17 protein-coding genes are annotated in these 20,838 nt (G+C 34.9%); 13 read left to right on the top strand and 4 right to left on the bottom strand.

From position 1 onward, the window contains the following. The first annotated feature begins 6 nt into the window (after positions 1-6). Positions 7-1,329 carry a rhamnogalacturonidase gene (locus EG814_RS16820; RefSeq protein WP_125723061.1) on the top strand — a complete coding sequence of 441 codons (1,323 nt, stop codon included), beginning with the start codon at positions 7-9 and terminating at the stop codon, positions 1,327-1,329. A 306-nt stretch (positions 1,330-1,635) separates the two neighbouring features. After that, positions 1,636-1,812, top strand: coding sequence for a histone H1 (locus EG814_RS16815; protein ID WP_026729959.1), 177 nt, complete (start codon positions 1,636-1,638; stop codon positions 1,810-1,812). Positions 1,813-2,262: 450 nt separating this feature from the next. On the opposite strand, the gene EG814_RS16810 is transcribed toward EG814_RS16815, so the two are convergent. Next, positions 2,263-3,303: a GntR family transcriptional regulator gene (locus tag EG814_RS16810; RefSeq protein WP_125723060.1), complete on the bottom strand. Its 1,041-nt coding sequence runs from the start codon at positions 3,301-3,303 to the stop codon at positions 2,263-2,265. 388 nt (positions 3,304-3,691) lie between these two features. On the opposite strand from EG814_RS16810, the gene rhaT reads away from it, so the two are divergent. The 8 genes from rhaT (at position 3,692) to EG814_RS16770 (ending at position 14,852) form a co-directional block, all read left to right on the top strand. Then, positions 3,692-4,741 (top strand): L-rhamnose/proton symporter RhaT, encoded by a 1,050-nt coding sequence (gene rhaT / locus EG814_RS16805; protein ID WP_125723059.1) that lies wholly within the window; start codon positions 3,692-3,694, stop codon positions 4,739-4,741. Positions 4,742-4,768: 27 nt separating this feature from the next. After that, positions 4,769-6,913 carry a bifunctional aldolase/short-chain dehydrogenase gene (locus EG814_RS16800; RefSeq protein WP_125723058.1) on the top strand — a complete coding sequence of 715 codons (2,145 nt, stop codon included), beginning with the start codon at positions 4,769-4,771 and terminating at the stop codon, positions 6,911-6,913. 491 nt (positions 6,914-7,404) lie between these two features. Continuing rightward, on the top strand, positions 7,405-8,679 hold the full coding sequence (locus EG814_RS16795; RefSeq protein WP_125723057.1) for a TIM barrel protein: 1,275 nt from the start codon (positions 7,405-7,407) through the stop codon (positions 8,677-8,679). 160 nt (positions 8,680-8,839) lie between these two features. After that, positions 8,840-10,201, top strand: coding sequence for an FGGY-family carbohydrate kinase (locus EG814_RS16790; RefSeq protein WP_125723056.1), 1,362 nt, complete (start codon positions 8,840-8,842; stop codon positions 10,199-10,201). 96 nt (positions 10,202-10,297) lie between these two features. Then, positions 10,298-11,038, top strand: coding sequence for a (Fe-S)-binding protein (locus EG814_RS16785; RefSeq protein WP_125723055.1), 741 nt, complete (start codon positions 10,298-10,300; stop codon positions 11,036-11,038). A gap of 297 nt (positions 11,039-11,335) precedes the next feature. Next, positions 11,336-12,739 (top strand): lactate utilization protein B, encoded by a 1,404-nt coding sequence (locus tag EG814_RS16780; RefSeq protein WP_125723054.1) that lies wholly within the window; start codon positions 11,336-11,338, stop codon positions 12,737-12,739. Continuing rightward, a complete protein-coding gene (locus tag EG814_RS16775; protein ID WP_125723053.1) occupies positions 12,729-13,316 on the top strand; it encodes a LutC/YkgG family protein in 588 nt (195 codons plus the stop codon). Before EG814_RS16780 ends, EG814_RS16775 begins: the two co-directional genes overlap by 11 nt. A 165-nt stretch (positions 13,317-13,481) precedes the next feature. Next, positions 13,482-14,852: a glycoside hydrolase family 27 protein gene (locus EG814_RS16770; protein ID WP_125723052.1), complete on the top strand. Its 1,371-nt coding sequence runs from the start codon at positions 13,482-13,484 to the stop codon at positions 14,850-14,852. Positions 14,853-14,928: 76 nt separating this feature from the next. Here EG814_RS16770 and EG814_RS16765 read toward each other — a convergent pair whose 3' ends face one another. Continuing rightward, positions 14,929-15,261, bottom strand: a complete 333-nt coding sequence (locus EG814_RS16765) for a YegP family protein (protein ID WP_125723051.1) — start codon at positions 15,259-15,261, stop codon at positions 14,929-14,931. 299 nt (positions 15,262-15,560) lie between these two features. Then, positions 15,561-16,310, bottom strand: a complete 750-nt coding sequence (locus EG814_RS16760) for a DUF1349 domain-containing protein (protein ID WP_125723050.1) — start codon at positions 16,308-16,310, stop codon at positions 15,561-15,563. A gap of 133 nt (positions 16,311-16,443) precedes the next feature. Between EG814_RS16760 and EG814_RS16755 the strand changes: the two genes are divergently transcribed. Genes EG814_RS16755 through EG814_RS16745 form a run of 3 tightly spaced genes read left to right on the top strand, consistent with a single transcriptional unit; the run spans position 16,444 to position 18,960 of the window. Then, positions 16,444-17,187, top strand: a complete 744-nt coding sequence (locus tag EG814_RS16755; protein ID WP_235831001.1) for a response regulator transcription factor — start codon at positions 16,444-16,446, stop codon at positions 17,185-17,187. Between the two features lie 35 nt (positions 17,188-17,222). Next, positions 17,223-18,347: an XdhC family protein gene (locus EG814_RS16750; protein ID WP_125723048.1), complete on the top strand. Its 1,125-nt coding sequence runs from the start codon at positions 17,223-17,225 to the stop codon at positions 18,345-18,347. Continuing rightward, entirely contained in the window at positions 18,337-18,960 is a 624-nt protein-coding gene (locus tag EG814_RS16745) for a nucleotidyltransferase family protein (protein ID WP_235831000.1), read from the top strand. The genes EG814_RS16750 and EG814_RS16745 overlap by 11 nt, the downstream gene beginning before the upstream one ends. Before the next feature lie 231 nt (positions 18,961-19,191). Here the strand turns inward: EG814_RS16745 and EG814_RS16740 are convergent, their stop codons facing one another. Beyond that, the gene (locus EG814_RS16740; protein WP_125723046.1) at positions 19,192-20,328 is read right to left on the bottom strand and encodes a cysteine desulfurase family protein; all 1,137 of its coding nucleotides are present in this window, start codon (positions 20,326-20,328) and stop codon (positions 19,192-19,194) included. Between the last annotated feature and the right edge of the window lie 510 nt (positions 20,329-20,838).

The following is a 20,838-nucleotide window of genomic DNA, read 5'->3' as shown; positions in this document are numbered from 1 at the left end:
ATGCAGATGAAAAAGATTCTAGTTCTTGCAACCCTTATAAGCAGTTTAAACCTTTCTTTTTCGCAGCAAAACACAGTTTCTTTTCCTGACGGAAGTCCGATAAGTAGCTGGTTTAAAAACGATGAGAAGTTGCAATTGAAAGATTTAGGAAAACAGTATCGTATAACAGATTTCGAGGTTAAGGAAGATAGTGTATTAATTCAGACCAAGAACATTCAAGCTGTAATTGACAAAGCCTCGTTAAATGGTGGAGGTGTAATTGTAGTTCCTAGTGGCGTTTTCTTGAGCGGTGCTTTATTCTTCAAGCCCAAAACAGCTTTGTATTTAGAGAAAGGAGCTGTTTTAAAGGGGTCAGATGCAATTGCGGATTATCCTATAAGACCATCGAGAATAGAAGGACAAAATCTGGATTATTTTCCTGCTTTGGTAAATGCTTATGGCGTGGATCACTTTTCTATTTCTGGAGAAGGAACTATAAACGGAAATGGTAAAAAGTTTTGGGAAGCTTTTTGGAAAAGACGTAGCGAAAACCCCGATTGTACAAATCTTGAAGTGTCCAGACCTAGATTAATTTTTGTATGGAATTGCAATGATGTCCAGTTTCAGGATGTAAAATTGATTAATTCTGGTTTTTGGACGAATCATTTTTATAAATGCAAAAATGTAAAATTGCTGAATCTTTATATTTTCTCGCCGCATATTGGAATCAAAGCTCCTAGTACAGATGCCGTGGATCTTGATGTTTGCGAAAATGTTTTAATAAAAAACTGTTATATGTCGGTTAATGATGATGCCGTCGCTTTAAAAGGAGGCAAAGGACCTTATGCAGACAAAGACGAAAATAACGGACCCAATAAAAATATCATAATAGAGGATTGCACTTTTGGATTTTGTCATTCGGCATTGACCAATGGAAGCGAAGCAATTCATAACCGGAATGTAATTTTTAGAAACAGCAAGATAAATGGAGCTTCTCGATTGCTTTGGCTGAAAATGAGACCTGACACGCCGCAGCGCTACGAATATATTTTGCTTGAAAATATTCAAGGTGAGGCAGAAACGGGTCTGGCTATTTTTGCGTGGCGTCAGTTTTATGATCTAAAAGACCGTAAAGATATTCCGTTGTCTTATGGAGATCATATTACTTTGAACAATATCAATCTTAAATGCACCAATTTTTATGGTGTAGAGAAAGATCCGAATGTGAGATTGAGCAATTTTAAATTTGAAAATCTGAATATAGAATCGGTAAAAATGAAGATTGATAAAAGTATTATTAATGGGATTACTTTCGAGAATGTTTACCTCAATAAGACTTTAATAGAGTAATTTTATGCTATTTAAAGCTATTTTTCTATATGAAAATTAACAAATACAATGATTTTATGCTATAATTTTAGCTAAAAATGGTAAGATTTAGATACTTTCTACAAAGCTTTAAAATAAGCTTTTAAAAAAAATGGGCGAATAAGTATTTGATTGTTAATGTATTGTGTTTGCAGGGTTTTTGAAAACAAAGCAAGTCAATTTATTGTAAAGAAAATGAATGAAAAACGTCATTAAATTTAACAGCAAAATTGTTGTAACTATCACACAAACTTTTATTTTTGTGGCTTAATTTAACAATATATAAGCATGAAAGATTTATTAGTAAAAATCAACGCCGAAATTGACACATTCAAAGCAGAAGCTGAATCTTTAACTGAGAAAGGTATCAAGGCTGCAGGACCAAGAGCACGTAAAGCTACTTTAGAAATTGAAAAACTTTTAAAAGAGTTCAGAAAAGTTTCTATCGAAGAATCAAAAAAATAATACAACTAAAACCTCGTCAATCGGCGAGGTTTTTTTATGTGTTTTTTTTTCGCCACGAATTCACGAATTTTTTATATATGATTCGGGAATTGGTGGCGGATATATTTGTGTTTTTTTCGCCACGAATTGCACAAATTTTTCTTGAATGGTTTTACCACAAATTACACAAATTAGCGCAAATTTTATTGGATAGCTTTTTTGCGTCTGTCAGGCTGAGCGTCCCAAAACTTCGGAAGAAGACTTATGCGGTTAGTTTTTCTGCCACGAATTCACGAATTTTTATATATAATTCGTGAATTCGTGGCGAATAGAATAGATTGGTGTTTTTGTGGCGAATCGCACGAATTGAAGTCGAGAAAATTCGTGAATTCGTGGCGAAAAAACTTTGTGTCTTTGAACCTTAGTGGCAAAAAAAACCTTAGCGCCTCAGTATCTTAGAACCTTAGTACCTTAAATAGAATTTCGATCTATAAAATTAAAAGGCACTTTTACCTGACCTTTTTCTTTATTCAAGATCATTCTGGCAGCAGTTTCTCCCATTACATTAAAATCGGTTGACATTACGGTAATGCCTAATAATTCTTTTAGAGGTGTATCATTATAAGAAATAACGCCAATCTCTTTTCCTAAAACAAATTCTTCATCGCGAATCTGTTTCATTAAATTCACTAAATCAGATTCTTCGATTGTAATAAATAGATCACCTTTTTTAAGGATCATATCATCATAAACCTCACTTAGAATTTCAAAATTGATTTCGTGCTCGACACAAAATTTTCTAAATCCGTGTAGAATTCGTCTCGGATACGGATAAACCGCTTTGTCTGGATAAACAAGAATTAAACGTTTGTATTTTGTTATTTTAGAAAGTCCTTCTTTTAGCGCATTATAAATATCATTTTCAAAATCCTGATAAATTTTGATTACGTTATCGCCAGTTCCTAATTTGATATTGTCTAAAATAACCAGTTTTTCTTGCGGAATATTATTAATTGCGTTTACCACATTGTCTGTAAAGCTTAAATGTTTTAGCTCGTCTGTTTTAAAATGCGTTGTAATCACGTAATAATCGTAAGCACCTTCAAACTTGTCTAATATATTTAAGAATAAAGTTTCATCGCAGTGGTAAATTTGAAGATCAACGTGTGCATTAGCACCCAAAGTATCAATAAAACAGCTGTATGTTTTCATTTTATACGAGCTCAATTTATTGGTTAGAAACAAGATATTAACTTTAGATTCTAGCTTTGTTCGAGTAATATAATAGCCTTTTCCTCTAATAGAAGAAATGATTTTTCGCTCTTTTAAAATATTATAAGCTTTCTCGACAGTATCGCGTGACATATAAAACTCTTCACTGAAACTATTTATAGAAGGAATTTTTTGATTGATTTTCAAATTTCCGTTAGCGATGTTCTGAAGAATAGAGTCAACAATCTGCTTGTATTTGGGAACTCGAGAATCTTCGTCGATTTTAATAAGTTTAATCATGTTCATTTTGAGAAAATTTGCTTCGTATTGCACCGAAACCCATTTTAATTCTAAATAATTCACAAAAATCTTTTCTTTCGAAAGAATCTGTGTAGGCAGAATTATTTTAGATATTTAAAAAGAGAATTTGTTAAGGCTTGTAATCTTTTTTTTATAATTCCTAAATTTTAACCCGAATGCGGAATCAATAATTGCGAAATCGATTGCTAAAATAGCCATTTTAAATTTATTTACCCAATAATTACAAGCCGTTATTTCTAATAATCCTTAGTTTTAACAAAAATTACGAAATCCGTAAAGGATAGTACAGGACAGTTTTCTTTTTGACATTCTCTTATTTTACAAAACCAAATTGCTATCTAACAAACCAAAAACTAAAATTTATTAAATGGAATCATTATTAGGAATCATTTTTCATTCTATCGGAGGATTTTCTTCAGGTAGTTTTTATATGCCTTTTAAAAAAGTGAAGGACTGGGCTTGGGAAAGCTATTGGCTCGTAGGAGGATTTTTCTCTTGGCTAATTGTTCCGCCAATCGCAGCTTATTTAACGATTCCAAATTTTGGTGAAATTATAGCAACAGCTTCTCCTTCAATAAAAGCCTTTACCTATTCAATGGGATTAATCTGGGGAATCGGCGGACTTACTTATGGTCTTGGAGTTCGTTACCTAGGAATGTCTTTGGGGAATTCTATAACACTTGGATTTTGCTCTGCATTTGGTGCATTAGTTCCTTCAATTTATTATGATTTTGTTCCGACAGAAGGAAAAATTTCATTTTCTGACATGCTTTCTAATTCAGGTGGACAGTTAGTTTTACTAGGAGTGGTCGTATATCTTATAGGTATTGCTATTTCTGGAAAAGCAGGAATGCTGAAAGAGAAAGATTTTGCAACGGGTCACGAAGATAAAGACAAAGATTTCAATCTAGTAAAAGGATTAATTGTAGCAGTGATATCTGGAATTTTAAGTTCCTTTTTTAACTACGGAATCGAGGCTGGAAAACCTATGGCAGAGCAAGCTATACTAAATGGTTCTAATCCGCTATTTCAAAACAATGTGACTTATGTGGTTTTGCTTTGGGGGGGGCTTACAACCAACTTTATCTGGTGTCTTTACTTAAATTTTAAAAATAAAACTATTGGTGATTATACCAATAAGTCTACTCCGATAACTAAAAATGTATTGTTTTCTGCACTGGCTGGAACCATGTGGTTTTTGCAGTTTTTCTTTTACGGAATGGGAGAGAGCAAATTAGGTAACGGTGCAAGTTCGTGGATTTTGCACATGGCAACCATTATCCTTACAGCAAATTTCTGGGGATTTTATTTGAAAGAATGGACTGGAGTTTCTAAAAAGACTTTAAGAACTTTTTTCTGGGGAATTGGTCTGATAATGCTTGCAATCGTTTTGGTAGGAATTGGTAACTCATTATAAATAAATACAAGAATAATAAAATAGTATATGTCGAATACAAAAACAATTAATAATATGAATTTTAAGCACGTAAGCTACCTTTGGGATGAAGCTAAGGCAGCAGCATTGGCAGGTGATGAAGTAGCGCTTTTTATTTATCGTTCTAACTTGTTAGGAGCTGATTTAAGATTGACCAACTACGGCGGTGGAAACACTTCTGTAAAAATTACAGACAAAGATCCTCTTACAGGAGAATCTTCTGAAGTAATGTGGATTAAAGGTTCTGGTGGTGATATCGGTACTTTGACAAAATCAGGTTGTGCGGCTTTGTATTTAGACAGACTTCGTAATCTTGAAAATGTTTACAGAGGTATTGAGTTTGAAGACGAAATGGTAGAATTGTTCAATCACTGTATTTTCGATTTGGCTTCAAAAGCGCCTTCAATCGATACGCCTTTACATGGTTTTCTTCCATTCAAACATATTGATCATTTACATCCAGATGCGGCAATTGCTATCGCTGCGGCGAAAGATGGGAAGCAAATCACAGAAGAATTATTCAACGGAGAAATCGGTTGGGTAGGCTGGCAGCGTCCAGGATTTGATCTTGGTCTTCAGTTGAGAGCTTGTTTAGAAGAAGCAGCCCAAAAAGGTAAAAAACTTCGCGGAATCATGTTAGGTTCTCACGGTTTATTTACTTGGGGTGATACTGCGTTCGATAGTTATATCAATACGTTGGAAGTAATCGAGAAATGCGCTTCTTACTTAGAAGATAACTATGGAAAAAAACGTCCAGTTTTTGGAGGTAAAAAAATAGACAGCCTTCCAGAAGCAGACCGTAAATTGAAAGCAGCAAAAGTAGCTCCAATCTTAAGAGGTTTCTGTTCGTCAGAACGTCAAATGATCGGACATTATACTGATGACGCAAGAGTTTTAGAATTCATTAATTCTAATGATCTTTCAAAATTAGCTCCATTAGGGACTTCTTGTCCAGATCACTTTTTAAGAACTAAAATCAGTCCATTGGTTTTAGAATTGGATCCAAACGAAGATTTATCTGATGTTGCGGCTGTTAAAGCAAAATTAACACCTGCATTTGAAGCTTACCGTGCAATGTACAAAGACTATTACAATGCTTGTAAAAAGTCGAATTCGCCAGCAATGCGTGACCCGAATCCAGTTGTAATTTTATATCCTGGTGTTGGTATGTTCACATTTGCTAAAGATAAAACAATGGCGCGTTTAGCATCTGAATATTATATCAATGCTGTAAATGTAATGAAAGGTGCAGAAGCAGTTTCTGAATATACTTCTTTACCGCACCAAGAAGCTTTTGATATTGAATATTGGTTATTGGAAGAAGCTAAATTACAGCGTATGCCAAAACCAAAAGCCTTGTCTGGAAGAGTGGCGTTGATCACAGGTTCTGCAGGCGGAATTGGAAAAGCTATCGCTAAAAAATTCGCTCAAGAAGGTGCTTGTGTAGTTATCAATGATATTAACGAAGAGCGTTTGCAAGGAGCGACAGCTGAGTTTACTAAAGCATTTGGTAAAGATGCCGTTTCTAGCACTTTATTGAATGTTACAGATGAAAAAAGTACAGAATTAGCATTAGACGAAGCTTGTTTAGCTTTTGGAGGTGTTGATATTGTGGTAAATAATGCTGGAATCAGTATTTCTAAATCGATCGCAGAACACACTTTGGAAGAGTGGGATAGATTATACGATATCTTGGTTAAAGGACAATTTATTGTTTCTAAAGCCGGAATCGAAGTAATGCGCAAACAAGGTTTTGGAGGAGATATTGTAAATATCGTTTCTAAAAACGCAGTAGTTGCAGGTCCGAACAATCCTGGTTATGGTTCGGCAAAAGCTGCACAGGCGCACCTTACACGTTTAATGGCTGCTGAATTAGGAGCAGATAAAATTCGTGTAAACACAGTAAATCCTGATGCCGTAATTTCAGACTCAAACATTTGGTCTGGCGGATGGGCAGAAGGTCGTGCAAAAGCATACGGAGTTACAGTTGAAGAACTTCCGGCTTACTATGCAAAACGTACGTTATTAAACGAAATCATATTGCCAGATGATATTGCCAACGCATGTTATGCTTTTGTTGGAGGTTTACTAGGTAAATCTACAGGAAACGCATTAAACGTAGATGGTGGCGTAGGCATGGGCTTTTATAGATAAAGATTGTTTAGGTTTTTTATATAAGTTTGTTTAAGCAAAAGTGGTTTTTTGTGGTCTAGCGTTCGAATTCTTTCGAACGTTAGATTTTTTTAGACATAGCGCTTTTCAGCTTTATAAAAATCAAAAAAAAGTGAAGTAAAACAAGAGTTTAGATTGTATAAATTTAATGTTTAGTAAAAGTTTTAGCCACAGATTATAAGGATTAGAATGATTTAAAAAATCTGCTCAATCTGCAATCCCGATAGCTATCGGGAGCGGGAGAAAATTTGAACACATAGAAAAATAGAATGCAGATAACGCGGATTCGCTATCGCGAAAACGCTGATTGACGCAGATTTTACAATTAAAGATAAAAAATCCGTATTAATCCGCGTTTTCGCGATAGCGAATCCGTTTTATCAGCGTTCCATTTAAGGGAACAATGTGTTAAAAAACTATACTAAAAATATAAAATTATATATCTTGTAAACTCTATTAAAATATCAATAACTATGTTAATCGGATCAAACCACATCGAATCTCATAACGAGGATTTATTAAAAAAACACCAGAACAAATTAGTTTTTACGGCATCAGAAATTAATGAAACAGAAGCGATTATTCAAAAACTAATCGACTTTCAAATTGCCATTCCATCTTGGGCTTTAGGAACAGGAGGGACAAGATTTGGACGTTTTGCTGGCGGAGGAGAACCTCGCTCTTTAGAAGAAAAAATTGAAGATGTTGGTTTGCTTCATAAACTAAACAATGCTTCTGGAGCAATTTCATTACATATTCCGTGGGATATTCCAACAAACTACAATGAAATTAAAACATTAGCAGCACAGCACGGATTAAAATTCGATGCCATGAATTCGAATACTTTTCAGGATCAGGCAAATGCTGAGCACACTTATAAATACGGTTCTTTACAAAACGTAAACAAAGCGGTTCGTAAACAGGCAATCGCACACAATATTGAAGTTATTAAACACGGAATCGAATTAGGATCTGAGTCTTTAACCGTTTGGTTAGCTGATGGTTCTAATTTTCCCGGACAATTAAACTTTAGAAAAGCTTATCAAAATACATTAGAAAGTTTAGAAGAAATCTACGATGCATTGCCTTCAAACTGGAAATTATTTTTAGAATACAAATGTGCTGAGCCTAACTTTTATTCTACGACTGTAGCAGATTGGGGGCAGTCTTATTCGTATGTTAAAAAGTTAGGCGACAAAGCGCAGACATTAGTAGATTTAGGGCACCATCTTCCAAATGCTAATATCGAGCAGATTGTTTCTATTTTATTGATGGAAAACAAATTAGGAGGATTCCACTTTAACGACTCGAAATATGGTGATGACGATTTAACAGCTGGAGCATTAAAACCTTATCAATTATTCTTGATTTTCAATGAATTGGTAGAAGGAATGGATGCAAGAGGAATGAATCACGCCAAAGATTTAGGCTGGATGATCGACGCTTCTCACAACATTAAAGATCCTTTAGAAGATTTATTGCAGTCTGTAGAAGCCATTATGATTGCTTATGCTCAGGCACTTTCTGTTGATAGAAAAGCTTTAGAGCAGGCACAAGAAGAAAATGATGTTGTAAAAGCGCAGGAAATTCTTCAAAATGCTTTCCGTACAGATGTTCGCGCATTAGTGGCTGAAGCTCGTCTTCGTTCAGGTGCGGCATTAAATCCGGTAGCATTATATCGTTCGCTTCAGGTTAGAGGAACTTTGATTGACGAAAGAGGTTTAAAAACAGTAGCAACGGGATTATAATTTAAGTTATTTAAGTTAAAAGTTATGAGTTCTGAGTTCTGAGTTAAAAGTTGAAGATCACCTTAATAATATTAAACTCAAAAGCACAAACTCACAACATGTATTTGTATAACTCATAACTCATAACTCATAACCCTCAACCCATAACTCATAACCCATAATGAATGTAGTTGCGATTTTTGATATTGGTAAAACAAACAAAAAGGTTTTTTTATTTAACGAAAATTATAAAATTGTCTGGGAGAAATCGGTAAATCTAGAGGAAACCACAGACGACGACGGATTTCCGTGTGAAGATATCGAAGTACTGAAAAATTGGATTTTAGATCGATTATCTGAAATAAAAGAACTGAAAGAGTATGTTTTAAAAGCCATCAATTTCAGCACTTACGGAGCCAGTTTCGTATACATTGACGAAAACGGAAAAGTTTTAACTCCTCTGTATAATTATTTAAAAGAGTATCCAGAGGAATTAAAATCTGAATTCTACGAAAAATACAAAGGAGAAAAGAAGTTTGCAGTAAAAACCGCTTCTCCAGTTTTGGGCAGTTTAAATTCGGGAATGCAGATTTACCGATTAAAAGAACAAAAGCCTGAAATCTTCGAAAAAGTAAAATACTGTCTGCACTTGCCGCAGTTTTTAAGTTTTCTTTTAACGAATGAAGCCTACGCCGATATTACCAGTATTGGCTGTCATACGAATTTATGGAATTTCAAAAAAATGAGATATCATAAATGGCTGAAAGAAGAAAATATTGCAGAAAAAATACCTCCAATACATTTTGGTAAAGACATTATCATGACCCGCGAAAACTTAGCGGTTGGAGTTGGTTTACACGATAGTTCATCGGCGATTATTCCGTATACGATCAACTTTACGGAGCCATTTGTATTGTTGTCTACAGGAACTTGGAGTATTTCTTTAAATCCGTTCAACAACAAACCGCTGACTTTTGACGAACTGCAGAATGACTGTCTTTGCTATATGCAGTATACGGAGAAGCCAGTAAAAGCAGCTCGTTTATTTGCGGGAAATGAACACGAAGTGCAGACCAAATGTTTGGCGCAGCATTTTAATGTTCCGGTTGATACTTACAAAGAAGTGTATTTTGATAAAAAAATTGTGGCCAATTTGAGAGCGCTTAATTTTCAAATTATCTATCCAAAAAAATACAATTTTGATATTCTGAAAGAATGTCCTTTTCAAAAAAGGGATCTTTCCCACTATAAAGATTACGAAACAGCTTACCATCAATTAATGCTAGATTTGGTAGAACAGCAGGTTTTTTCGACCAATTTGGTGATTCACAACAGTCCGGTAAAAAAGATTTTTGTGGATGGAGGTTTCAGTAAAAATTCTATTTATATGAATTTATTGGCAGAAGCTTTTCCAGATGTTGAGGTTTATGCGGCTTCTATGGCGCAGGCGAGCGCGTTGGGTGCAGCATTGGCCATTCATGATAACTGGAATCCAAAACCAATTCAGAATGATTTAATTGATTTGAAATTCTATAAACATTAGGTAAAAACGGTGGGTATGTTGTAAATTTGCGGTATAAACGTATTTTTTACATTTTTACAGTACACGCCTAATGAACAACACACTAAATACTACAATATGAAAATTGGACTTTTTATACCTTGTTATGTCGACCAATTTTATCCAAAAGTAGGAATCGCAACCTACGAATTACTTCAAAAATTAGGCTGTGAGGTAGAATTCCCAATGGGACAAACCTGCTGCGGACAGCCAATGGCCAATAGTGGTTACGCGCATTTAACAAAAGGATGTGACGCCAATTTTATTGCCAATTTTTCTGGATTTGATTATATCGTCTGTCCTTCTGGAAGCTGTGTTTTGCATGTAAAAGACCATTTGCATGACGAAAAACAAGAAGAGAAGGCAACAGCAATTCGAAATACGGTTTATGAACTTACTGAGTTTATAACCGACGTTTTAAAAGTAGATCACATTAACGGAAGATTTCCGTTTAAAGTGGGAATGCACGTAAGCTGTCACGGTCAGCGCGGATTAAAGCTTTCGCAAATGTCAGAGTTAAATGCACCATTTTTTTCTAAACCAGAACAATTATTGCATAGCATTAAAGATTTGGATTTGGTGGCTTTAACTAGAAAAGACGAATGCTGTGGCTTTGGAGGTACGTTTTGCGTTACCGAAGAAGCTATTTCTGTAAAAATGGGTCAAGATCGTATTAAAGATCACGAAAGCCATAATGTGGATTTTATTACCGGTGGAGATATGTCTTGCTTAATGCACTTAGATGGAATTCTAAAAAGACAAAAAAGCAGAATCAAAACCATTCACATCGCTGAAATATTAAATTCACTAGAAAATTAGAAATAAAAGTGAATGTGCTTTTTAACCGCAAAGCACGCAAAGGTTTTTACGCGAAGAACGCAAAGCTTTTTTGAGAATCATTAAAATGAAAAGTTCACAAAGCTTTATCTGCACAAAGCTTTGCGAACTTAATATCTAGGTTTTGCTTAGTCTCGCAATTAAAATAGTCTTAGCGTACTTTGCGTTAAAAAATTACCGCAAAGTACGCTAAGATTAAAAATTCGCTTTGCAAACCTTGTGGTTAAATAAAGATAGCAATAATAAACATTTCAAAAATTGACTTTTAAATAGTTAAAAATGTCTTCAGAAAAAGTAATATCACATAGCGAAGCTTCAACCAAATTTAACAAAGATGTAGAACGTGTCAATTGGCATGATGAAACACTTTGGTTTGTTCGTGCTAAAAGAGATAAATCTGCACACCAAATTGAAGATTGGGAATTGCTTCGCGAAACCGCATCTCAAATAAAATTTAATGTTCTTTCTAATATTCACGACTATTTAGTCGAATTCGAAGCCAATGCGCAGCGAAACGGAATCATTGTGCATTGGGCAGCCGATGCCAAAGAACACAACGAAATAGTGCATTCTATCATGGCAAAACATGAGGTTAAGCAAATGGTGAAATCCAAATCAATGCTTACAGAAGAATGCCATTTAAATGATTATTTAGCCGAAAAAGGAATAGAAGTAATTGATTCTGATTTAGGAGAATATATTGTACAGCTTCGAAAAGAACCGCCAAGTCATATTGTACTTCCAGCGATTCACTTAAAAAAAGAAGATGTAAGCGAAACTTTCCATGAACATTTAGGAACAGAAAAAGGAAATTTCAATCCGCAATATTTGACAGAATCTGCGCGCCAGAGTTTGAGGAATACTTTTTTAACTAGAAAAGTAGCTTTGACTGGAGTGAATTTTGCGGTTGCAGAAACGGGCGAATTTGTGGTTTGCACCAACGAAGGAAATGCCGATATGGGTGCGCACTTAGCAGACGTTCATATTGCCTGTATGGGATTTGAGAAATTGATTCCGAAAAGAGAACATTTAGGCGTTTTCTTGAGATTATTGGCAAGAAGTGCAACAGGACAGCCGATTACCACTTTTTCGAGCCATTTTAAAAAGCCAAGAGACGGGAAAGAAATGCACATCGTAATTGTAGACAACGGAAGAAGTACGCAATTAGGAAGAGAAGATTTTAGAAATTCACTAAAATGTATTCGTTGTGGTGCCTGTATGAATACTTGTCCAGTATATAGACGAAGTGGCGGACACAGTTATCACAATGCGGTTGCAGGACCAATTGGTTCTATTTTGGCACCAAATCTAGATATGAGCAAAAATGCCGATTTGCCTTTTGCAAGTACACTTTGCGGTTCGTGTACCAACGTTTGTCCTGTAAAAATTGATATTCACGACCAATTATACAAATGGCGTCAGGTTTTGGTTAAGGAAGGGCATACGCCTAAAGCAAAAACGGTAGCAATGAAAACCATGGCAACAGTTTTGGCAAATCCGACGGTATTTAATATTGCTGGAAAATCAGGACGATTTGTAATGAAGAATATTCCAGGAATGGTCAATAATAAGATGAATAAATGGTACGATCAGCGCGAAATGCCAGATGTTCCAGAAGAGTCTTTTAGAGAATGGTACAAGAAAAATTCGAGAGAATCTAAAGAGAATAAGAATGAGCAGTAAAAGCGAAATTTTAAAAAGAATAAAACTGAATCAGCCCGATTTGGTTTCAGAATTGCCAGATCTAAATCTTTTAGGTTCAGAACAATTTGACGTATTAGAAACTTATAAAACCGTTTTGAAAGGCATTGGTGGCGATCCAGTTGAAGTGGCCGATTATAACGAAATCATCAATTACATCAAATCTAATTATAATCTGGAGAAAAGAGTAATTACTACGCTTCCAGAGCTTTCAGAAATTGCTTCTTTAGACTGGAAAAACGTAGATCCGCATTCACTGCAAAATGTGGAATTAACGGTTGTAAAAGCTCATTTTGGAGTAGCAGAAAACAGCGGACTTTGGGTAACCGATGATATTTTAGGACAGCGTGTAGCGCCATTTATTGCACAATATTTAGCGATTATTGTTCATAAAAGTGATCTTGTTCCAACAATGCAGCAAGCGTATCAAAGAATCGGAAACAAGGAATACGGTTTTGGAACTTTTATTGCAGGTCCGTCCAAAACTGCTGATATTGAGCAGTCTTTGGTTCTCGGAGCTCATGGAGCAAGAGGGTTGATTGTGTTTTTATTGGATTGAAAATTCTAAAAATATAAATTATATGGAATGCAGAAAACGAAACTTTTCTGCATTTTTTGTTTACATTAAATTTGTAATTCATTGATAGAAATAATAAAAAAAGAATCATCGTACGTTTTTTTTAGTACTTTTAAAGTGTATAACTTACACTTAACCACGCTTACAATGAAAATTACAAACTTATTTACAATGGCGATAGGAGCATTTCTGCTGTCAACATTAGGAAATGCTCAAACCAAAGCATTTCAAAAAGAAGAATTCAAACAATGGGCTCAGACGCCGCCAATGGGCTGGAACAGCTGGGATTGTTACGGACCAACGGTTGAAGAACACGAAGTAAAAGCCAATGCCGATTATATGGCAAAAGAGCTGAAGAAATTCGGCTGGGAGTATATCGTAGTCGACATTCGATGGTTTGTAGAAAATGACAAAGCGGGAGGTTACAATCAGACCGATCCGCGTTATGTAATCGACCAGTACGGAAGATATTTGCCCGCCGTTAACCGATTTCCGTCAGCAAAAGACGGTCAAGGTTTTAAGCCTTTAGCCGATTATATTCATAAAAAAGGACTAAAATTCGGAATCCATATCATGCGTGGTATTCCTAAAAAAGCCGTTGAAGATAAACTGGCCATAAAAGGCACAAACGGAATTACAGCAGATCAGGTTTATTCTACCGCCTTGCAATGCGAATGGTTGAGAGACAATTATACCGTTGTGGCAGACAAACCTGGAGCGCAGGAATATTATGATTCTATTTTCGAATTGTACGCACAATGGGGAGTAGATTTTATTAAAATTGATGATTTGTCGAGACCTTATCACGAAGGCGAAATCAACTTAATTAGAAATGCGATCGACAAATGCGGACGCAAAATTGTTTTAAGCACTTCGCCAGGAGAAACACCAATTTCAGCTGCAGCTCACGTGAGCACACATGCCAATATGTGGCGTATGGTTGATGATGTTTGGGATACTTGGCCTCATATTACCCATTTGATGGATGTGGCGCAAAAATGGTATCCGTACATTGCACCGGGAACTTGGCCAGACTGCGATATGATTCCGTTAGGACGTATTTCCATAAGAGGAGAAAGAGGCGAGGATAGAATGACGCGTTTGACCAAAGACGAACAATATACTTTGATTACCTTTTTTAATATCTTGAAATCGCCATTGTTTTTTGGAGGAGATTTACCAAGTAACGATGCTTTCACTTTATCATTATTGACCAATAAAGAGGTTGTAAAAATGCATAATGAAAGCAGTAATGTAAAACAGCTTTTTCAGAAAGAGGGGAAAATTGCCGTGACATCAAAAAATGCAAAAGACGGCAGCGTTTATCTGGCTTTATTCAATATTTCGGATAACGCTTCACAGAAAGTTTCTGTAAATCTTTCGGAATTGGGGATTTCTAGTTCAGTTGAAGTTTTAAACATGTGGACGGGCGAAAAATCAAAAGTAACTTCAAAAGAAATAACAGCCGATTTAAAACCTCATAGTTCTGTTTTGTATCAGTTGAAGACTAAAAAATAGATAAAGAGAATCTAGTAAATGAAAAAGCTGTTTCTAAATCAATAGAAACAGCTTTTTTTATAATATAAAATGGCAATTAAGCCGTTTGATCGTCAATTGTAGCATCAGGAGCATTTTTCTTAACAGATTCAATTCCGTTTTCTCTAGCCGATGTACTTTCATACATTTCGCTATGACCGATAATTTGACCGTTTCCAGCTTTTAAATTGAAATATGGTTTGCCGCTTTTAGATTCTAATCTATCATAACGGTCATCGTCTGGTGCATTTTTTTTAACAGATTCAATTCCGTTGCTGCAGGCTGCTTTTGTTGTATAACCTTCACTTGTTAAAATGGTCTGGCCATTACCAGCTTTTAAATTGAATTGAAACTCTCCATTAGCTCTGGTAGTAATTACAAATTTTCCCATGTAGTTTATTTTTAAAGTTAGGTAATAATATTATTTTGCTATTGATAAAAATACAAAACTTAGTAATATAAATCAGACATCGGTTTAAAAAAATGATTAACTAAAGGTAAATTTCAAAATTCCAAAATTGAAATTCCAAATTCCAAATTCCAAAAAAAGAGCGCAGCGATTTTTTTAGAAAAATCTAAAATCTAAAATCTAAAATCTAAAATCTAAAATCTAAAATCTAAAATCTAAAATCTAAAATCTAAAATCTAAAATCTAAAATCTAAAATCTAAAATCTAAAATCTAAAATTATTTAAATTCCTAAACGAAAATCAGCAACACTTTTTTCTTCTAAACTGATTTCTTCAAAAATACTTTGAGTACCTTTTTCCTTAGGACATTGTGTGCTAATTCCCATCCAGATTTCTTTTGGATAGTTGTTTTTATACAAACGAACCATTTGCCAATTCTTTTTGTCTAACGAATAATAACTAGCCACCGTTTTAGTGTCTGAAGAGATTTTCATGTAAACGGAAGGTTCTTTTACCACATCATGATTGTTATCATCAGAAGTGCCCATTGTGCGAACCGTTACAATTCTATGATTGCCTCTTTCGTCCTGTTCAAAACAAAACTTCTGATAAAAATTATCATTCACATAAATATATAAAACCCCAGCATTGTACAAACCTGTTTTTGTAAACTCCGGAGTAACTTTCGCGGTAAGCGTAAAAGGTTTTGTGTTGTCTACTTTAGACAAAAGCATTGGTGCAGTTGTATTGGATAATTTTCCGTCTGGATCAGAAAAATAATCCGTTTTTTCGCCCGCTTTAAAAACGATTTTTTCATTTGCTTCCGTTTTTATCAGCGTATCGGCACCGTTAACCGCTTTTGTAAAATGGATAGAAGATAATTTAATATCGCAAGGCGAACCGTTTACAAAGGCTGAGTCTGTTTTTGTTTCTTGTTTCATGGCTGTTTTTGCAGTTTCGCTTTTATTATTGCAGCTTGTTAAAGCAGAAAGGCTAAGAATAATAATGGCATTGTAAAAAAATGTTTTCATAGATTATTTTTTTGGGATAGAAAGTAATATTTTTAATTTTTCAAAAATAAAATTGCTTTTCAAAAAGGGCAATACGTAAAATTAACCAATTGACTTTTAAATGCCACAGAATTCTTCCGTCGAAAACCAATTAATGACTACCTTTTTAGAACAGAAATTTGAGATTGGAGAATCAAATGATATCGAAATGTACAAGCAGTTTGTGCGCAATTATGTCAAAATAGAACAATGTGTAGCTGTTTTATCCGATTATCAGCTAGACAAAAGTTATATTTATTCGGGAAGTTTTGGCTCTGTTTTCGGACTTCCAAATGAAGATTCTGAAATTGATTCTGCTTTTGAAGAATGTATTTTTACTAAAATCAATTCAGACGATTTGATCGAAAGACACGTTTTGGAACTTAATTTTTATCAGTTTTTAAAAGAAATTCCGAAAGAAGAATACAGCAATTACAGCACCTTCAGCAGACTTCGAATGAAGGATTCTAATGATAAAATTAGTTATATCAATCACCGAACTATTTATTTGAATACGTTCAATAACGGAAGCATTTCCCTTGCCTTATGTTTGTATCTGCCATCAACAGATTTACAGTCTCGAACTGGAATTGATGGAAAGATTTTTAATATAAAAACGGGCGAAATAATTGAATCTGAAAAATATAAAAACAATACAGAAAATATACTTTCGAAAAGAGAAAGAGAAGTTTTGACCAGCGTTGCAAAAGGAAATAAAAGCGAACAGATTGCATTAGAAATGCATATTTCAGTTTATACAGTAAGACGTCATAGACAGAATATTATAGAAAAATTAAAAGTCACCAATACTGCCGAAGCTGTGCAGACGGCTTTTGTTATGGGAATTATTTCCCTTTAAAAGAATTCCTTATTTTTGTTTGGAAGATATTTAATATGAAGGAAATCAGCGAAATTCTAAAAGCATATTCTGAAGCTAAGAAAGCAGGAAAAAAAACATCTTTGGCTACCGTAGTTAAAGTCGAAGGTTCGTCCTACAGACAGCCTGGCGCGCGTATGCTCGTTACAGAAGACGGTTTGCTGACAGGCGCTATAAGCGGAGGATGTCTTGAAGGAGATGCGTTGCGAAAAGCACTTCTTTCCATCCATCAAAAACAAAATAAACTGGTAACTTATAATACAGGCAACGAAGATGATGCTGAAGTAGGCTTACAACTCGGATGCAACGGAATTGTTCATATTCTTTTTGAATACATTAACGACGACGAAGAAAATAATCCCATTCAGCTTTTACAGCAATTAGAGTTAGAAAGAAAAGAAGCCGTAATTGTCACGGTTTTCTCTTTAAAGAGAAATGCTTTTCAAATAGGAACAACTTTGTTTTTCAGAAAAGACAGTCCGATTTTAAATCATAACAACGAAGTTTTAAATTTAATTTCGGATGTAAAAGAAGTTTTGAAAAGCAAAGCTTCTGTAGTAAAGAAACTTCAGGAAGAAAACGACAGCGAAGCTTTAATAGAATACATAAAACCATCTATTTCACTGGTAATTGCGGGAGCAGGAAACGATATTCAGCCACTCGTAAAACTGGCAGCTGTTTTAGGATGGAAAATAAGCATTGGCGAAGGTCGTGCAACACATGCAACAGTAAAACGCTTTCCTAAAGCGAGCCAGGTTTCAGTTTTAAAACCCGAACAATTTCTAGATAACATAACAATCGACGATCAGACTTATTTTGTTTTGATGACGCATAATTACAAATACGATCTGGCGGTTTTAAAATCGTTACTGCAGACCAATTGCCATTACATTGGAATTCTGGGGCCAAAGTCAAAATTCAGCCAAATGCTCGACGATCTTTCGTTAGAAGGAATTGCCCTAAACGAAGAACAATTAAGCCGAATTCATAGTCCAGTTGGTTTAGATATTGGAGCAGAAACTTCTGAGGAAATTGCGTTGTCCATTATTTCAGAAATTAAAGCGGTAGCATCTGCCAGAATAGGAACATCTTTAAAATACAAATCGGGAAAAATACACGATGAAGTTTATTATGAAGAATAAATTTCGACATAAAACAGGCATTATCATCTTGGCTGCTGGAAATTCTTCCAGATTAGGCAGACCCAAACAGCTATTAGAATACAAAGAATCGACACTTTTGAAAAACACCATTTCAGAAGCTTTAAAAGTTGAAAATTCGTTTGTAATTGTCGTAACAGGTTCTAATCATAATTTAATCGAAAAAGAGCTTTATTCGTTTGAAATAGCGTTTTCTTTCAATCCCGACTGGGAAACCGGAATGTCTTCTTCCATTGTAAAAGGTATTACAGATTTATTATTCCAAAATCCAGATTGCGAGCAATGCATTCTAACAGTTTGCGATCAGCCTTTTGTAACAAATTCTATTTTTGAGAATTTAATCAGCGAATCTCAGAAAAACCAAAAAGGAATTGCCGCTTCAGCTTACGCCGATACTTTAGGAACACCAGTTTTATTTCACCAAAAATACTTCCAAGAACTCCAAGAATTAAAAGGGCAGGAAGGAGCCAAAAAACTCCTAAAAAAATATACTGACGATGTAGTTTCTGTTCCTTTCGAAAAAGGAAATATTGATATCGACACCGAAGAAGATTATTTGAAGTTTCTTTTTAAGAGAGACAAAGAAACAGAGTGACAAAGGAGCAAAGGGGTTTTGCCACGAAGACACTAAGGCGCAAAGATTATTTTTAAGATTGAATTACGTTTAGTTTTGATTAAAAACTTTGCGACTTCGCGACTTTGCGCGATTAAAAAAACTTAGTGCCTTAGTACCTTTGTGGCAAAAAAAGAAAACTTTGTGAGATTAAAAAACTTAGTGTCTTAGCGCCTTCGTGGCAAAATCAAATAGCGACTTAGTAAAAAAAACTCACACACGTAACCGTCTAGCCAATTCCAAAACCCGTTCAATAGCAACATCAATTTCCTCAGCAGTAGTAAATCTCCCCAAACTAAAGCGAATCGAACTCAAAGCCTCCTCATCAGACAATCCCATAGCTTTCAGTACATGCGAAGGCTCAGACGTTACAGCCGAACAAGAAGCACCATTCGAAACCGAAATATTCCCCAAACCTAAAATCAGCTGTTCTGAATTTACACCCGGAAAACAGATATTTGAAGTGTTGTAAATTCTATTTTCTATATTTCCATTTACAAAAGCGCCTTCAAATTTCAATAAGCCATTTTCTAATTTATCTCGCAATAGTTTTATTCTATTTTGATTTTCATCTAATTCATTTGCAACTATTTCACACGCTTTACCTAAACCGATAATTCCTGTAGTATTAAGAGTACCACTTCGTAGTTTTCGCTGTTGATTTCCGCCAAGAATCTGCGTGGATAATTTAATTTTCGCTTTCGCCGAAACATATAAAGCACCAATACCTTTCGGACCATAAAATTTATGAGCAGACAAAGCCAAAAGATCAATTCCGAGTTCTTTTACATCAATTTGAATTTTCCCTACAGCCTGTGTCGCATCGCACATAAAAAGCACATTTTTAGTTTTTAAAATTTTAGAAATAGCACTGATATCTTGTATGGTTCCTGTTTCATTGTTAGAAAACATTCCAATGAAAACCAGAGTGTTATTAGTGATTATGTCTTCTAAAAGTTGAAGATCTAAAATCCCATCTGATGCAGTTGGAAGATACGTTACTTCAAAACCAATACTTTCCATAAAACGACAGGTTTCTAGAACAGCTTTATGTTCCGTTTGAAGTGTAACAATATGTTTTCGATTTTGATCAGCAAGACCTTTTATCGCCAGATTAATAGCCTCGGTAGCGCCCGAAGTAAAAATGATTTCATCAGCATCAGCATTTAGTAAATCTGCCGTCTGCCATGCCGCATTTTCTACAGCTTCCTGAACCGTTAAACCCGCAATATGCGAAGCAGTCGAATTAGCATAAAATTCAGTAAAATACGGAAGCATAGCATTCAAAACCCTATCATCAACTCGGGTTGTGGCATTATTATCCAGATAAATGGTTTCGTTGTGTGACATAATTTGTAAAAATACAATTTTATAATCGCGCAAAGTCGCAGAGACGCAAAGTTTTTTTAAACCATATAAGTGATATAAGTTTAATTAAGGGATAATTTGTTTCTCGCAGATTCTGCAGATAGAGCCGATTTCTTTAGAATGTTTTAAGAATCTGCGAAATCTTTTAACGCAACAATAATCTGCTTTATCTGCCAAATCTGCGAGAAAAAAACTTTGCATAATAAATCTCAGAAAGAAGAGGCGCAAAGTTTTTTAAACCATATAAGTGATATAAGTTTAAGTACGGGATATTTTTGTTTCTCGCAGATTCTGCAGATGGAGCAGATTTCTTTAGTATATTTTAAAATATGCAAAATCTTTTAACGCAACAATAATCTGCTTTATCTGCCAAATCTGCGAAAAAAAACTTTGCATAATAAATCTCAGAAAGAAGAGGCGCAAAGTTTTTTAAACCATATAAGTGATATAAGTTTAAGTACGGGATATTTTTGTTTCTCGCAGATTCTGCAG

The organism is Flavobacterium ustbae, from assembly GCF_003946915.1.
In the GTDB taxonomy this organism is placed as follows: Bacteria; Bacteroidota; Bacteroidia; order Flavobacteriales; family Flavobacteriaceae; genus Flavobacterium; species Flavobacterium ustbae.
Note: the sequence above shows the minus strand (reverse complement) of the source record. Positions and strands in the feature narration are given on the sequence as shown.

Excerpts from the sequence above, each read along its gene's own strand:
- EG814_RS16820 (WP_125723061.1), top strand. The coding sequence starts at position 7 with ATGAAAAAGATTCTAGTTCTTGCAACCCTTATAAGCAGTTTAAACCTT.
- EG814_RS16815 (WP_026729959.1), top strand. The coding sequence starts at position 1,636 with ATGAAAGATTTATTAGTAAAAATCAACGCCGAAATTGACACATTCAAA.
- EG814_RS16810 (WP_125723060.1), bottom strand. The coding sequence starts at position 3,303 with ATGATTAAACTTATTAAAATCGACGAAGATTCTCGAGTTCCCAAATAC.
- rhaT (WP_125723059.1), top strand. The coding sequence starts at position 3,692 with ATGGAATCATTATTAGGAATCATTTTTCATTCTATCGGAGGATTTTCT.
- EG814_RS16800 (WP_125723058.1), top strand. The coding sequence starts at position 4,769 with ATGTCGAATACAAAAACAATTAATAATATGAATTTTAAGCACGTAAGC.
- EG814_RS16795 (WP_125723057.1), top strand. The coding sequence starts at position 7,405 with ATGTTAATCGGATCAAACCACATCGAATCTCATAACGAGGATTTATTA.
- EG814_RS16790 (WP_125723056.1), top strand. The coding sequence starts at position 8,840 with ATGAATGTAGTTGCGATTTTTGATATTGGTAAAACAAACAAAAAGGTT.
- EG814_RS16785 (WP_125723055.1), top strand. The coding sequence starts at position 10,298 with ATGAAAATTGGACTTTTTATACCTTGTTATGTCGACCAATTTTATCCA.
- EG814_RS16780 (WP_125723054.1), top strand. The coding sequence starts at position 11,336 with ATGTCTTCAGAAAAAGTAATATCACATAGCGAAGCTTCAACCAAATTT.
- EG814_RS16775 (WP_125723053.1), top strand. The coding sequence starts at position 12,729 with ATGAGCAGTAAAAGCGAAATTTTAAAAAGAATAAAACTGAATCAGCCC.
- EG814_RS16770 (WP_125723052.1), top strand. The coding sequence starts at position 13,482 with ATGAAAATTACAAACTTATTTACAATGGCGATAGGAGCATTTCTGCTG.
- EG814_RS16765 (WP_125723051.1), bottom strand. The coding sequence starts at position 15,261 with ATGGGAAAATTTGTAATTACTACCAGAGCTAATGGAGAGTTTCAATTC.
- EG814_RS16760 (WP_125723050.1), bottom strand. The coding sequence starts at position 16,310 with ATGAAAACATTTTTTTACAATGCCATTATTATTCTTAGCCTTTCTGCT.
- EG814_RS16755 (WP_235831001.1), top strand. The coding sequence starts at position 16,444 with ATGACTACCTTTTTAGAACAGAAATTTGAGATTGGAGAATCAAATGAT.
- EG814_RS16750 (WP_125723048.1), top strand. The coding sequence starts at position 17,223 with ATGAAGGAAATCAGCGAAATTCTAAAAGCATATTCTGAAGCTAAGAAA.
- EG814_RS16745 (WP_235831000.1), top strand. The coding sequence starts at position 18,337 with ATGAAGAATAAATTTCGACATAAAACAGGCATTATCATCTTGGCTGCT.
- EG814_RS16740 (WP_125723046.1), bottom strand. The coding sequence starts at position 20,328 with ATGTCACACAACGAAACCATTTATCTGGATAATAATGCCACAACCCGA.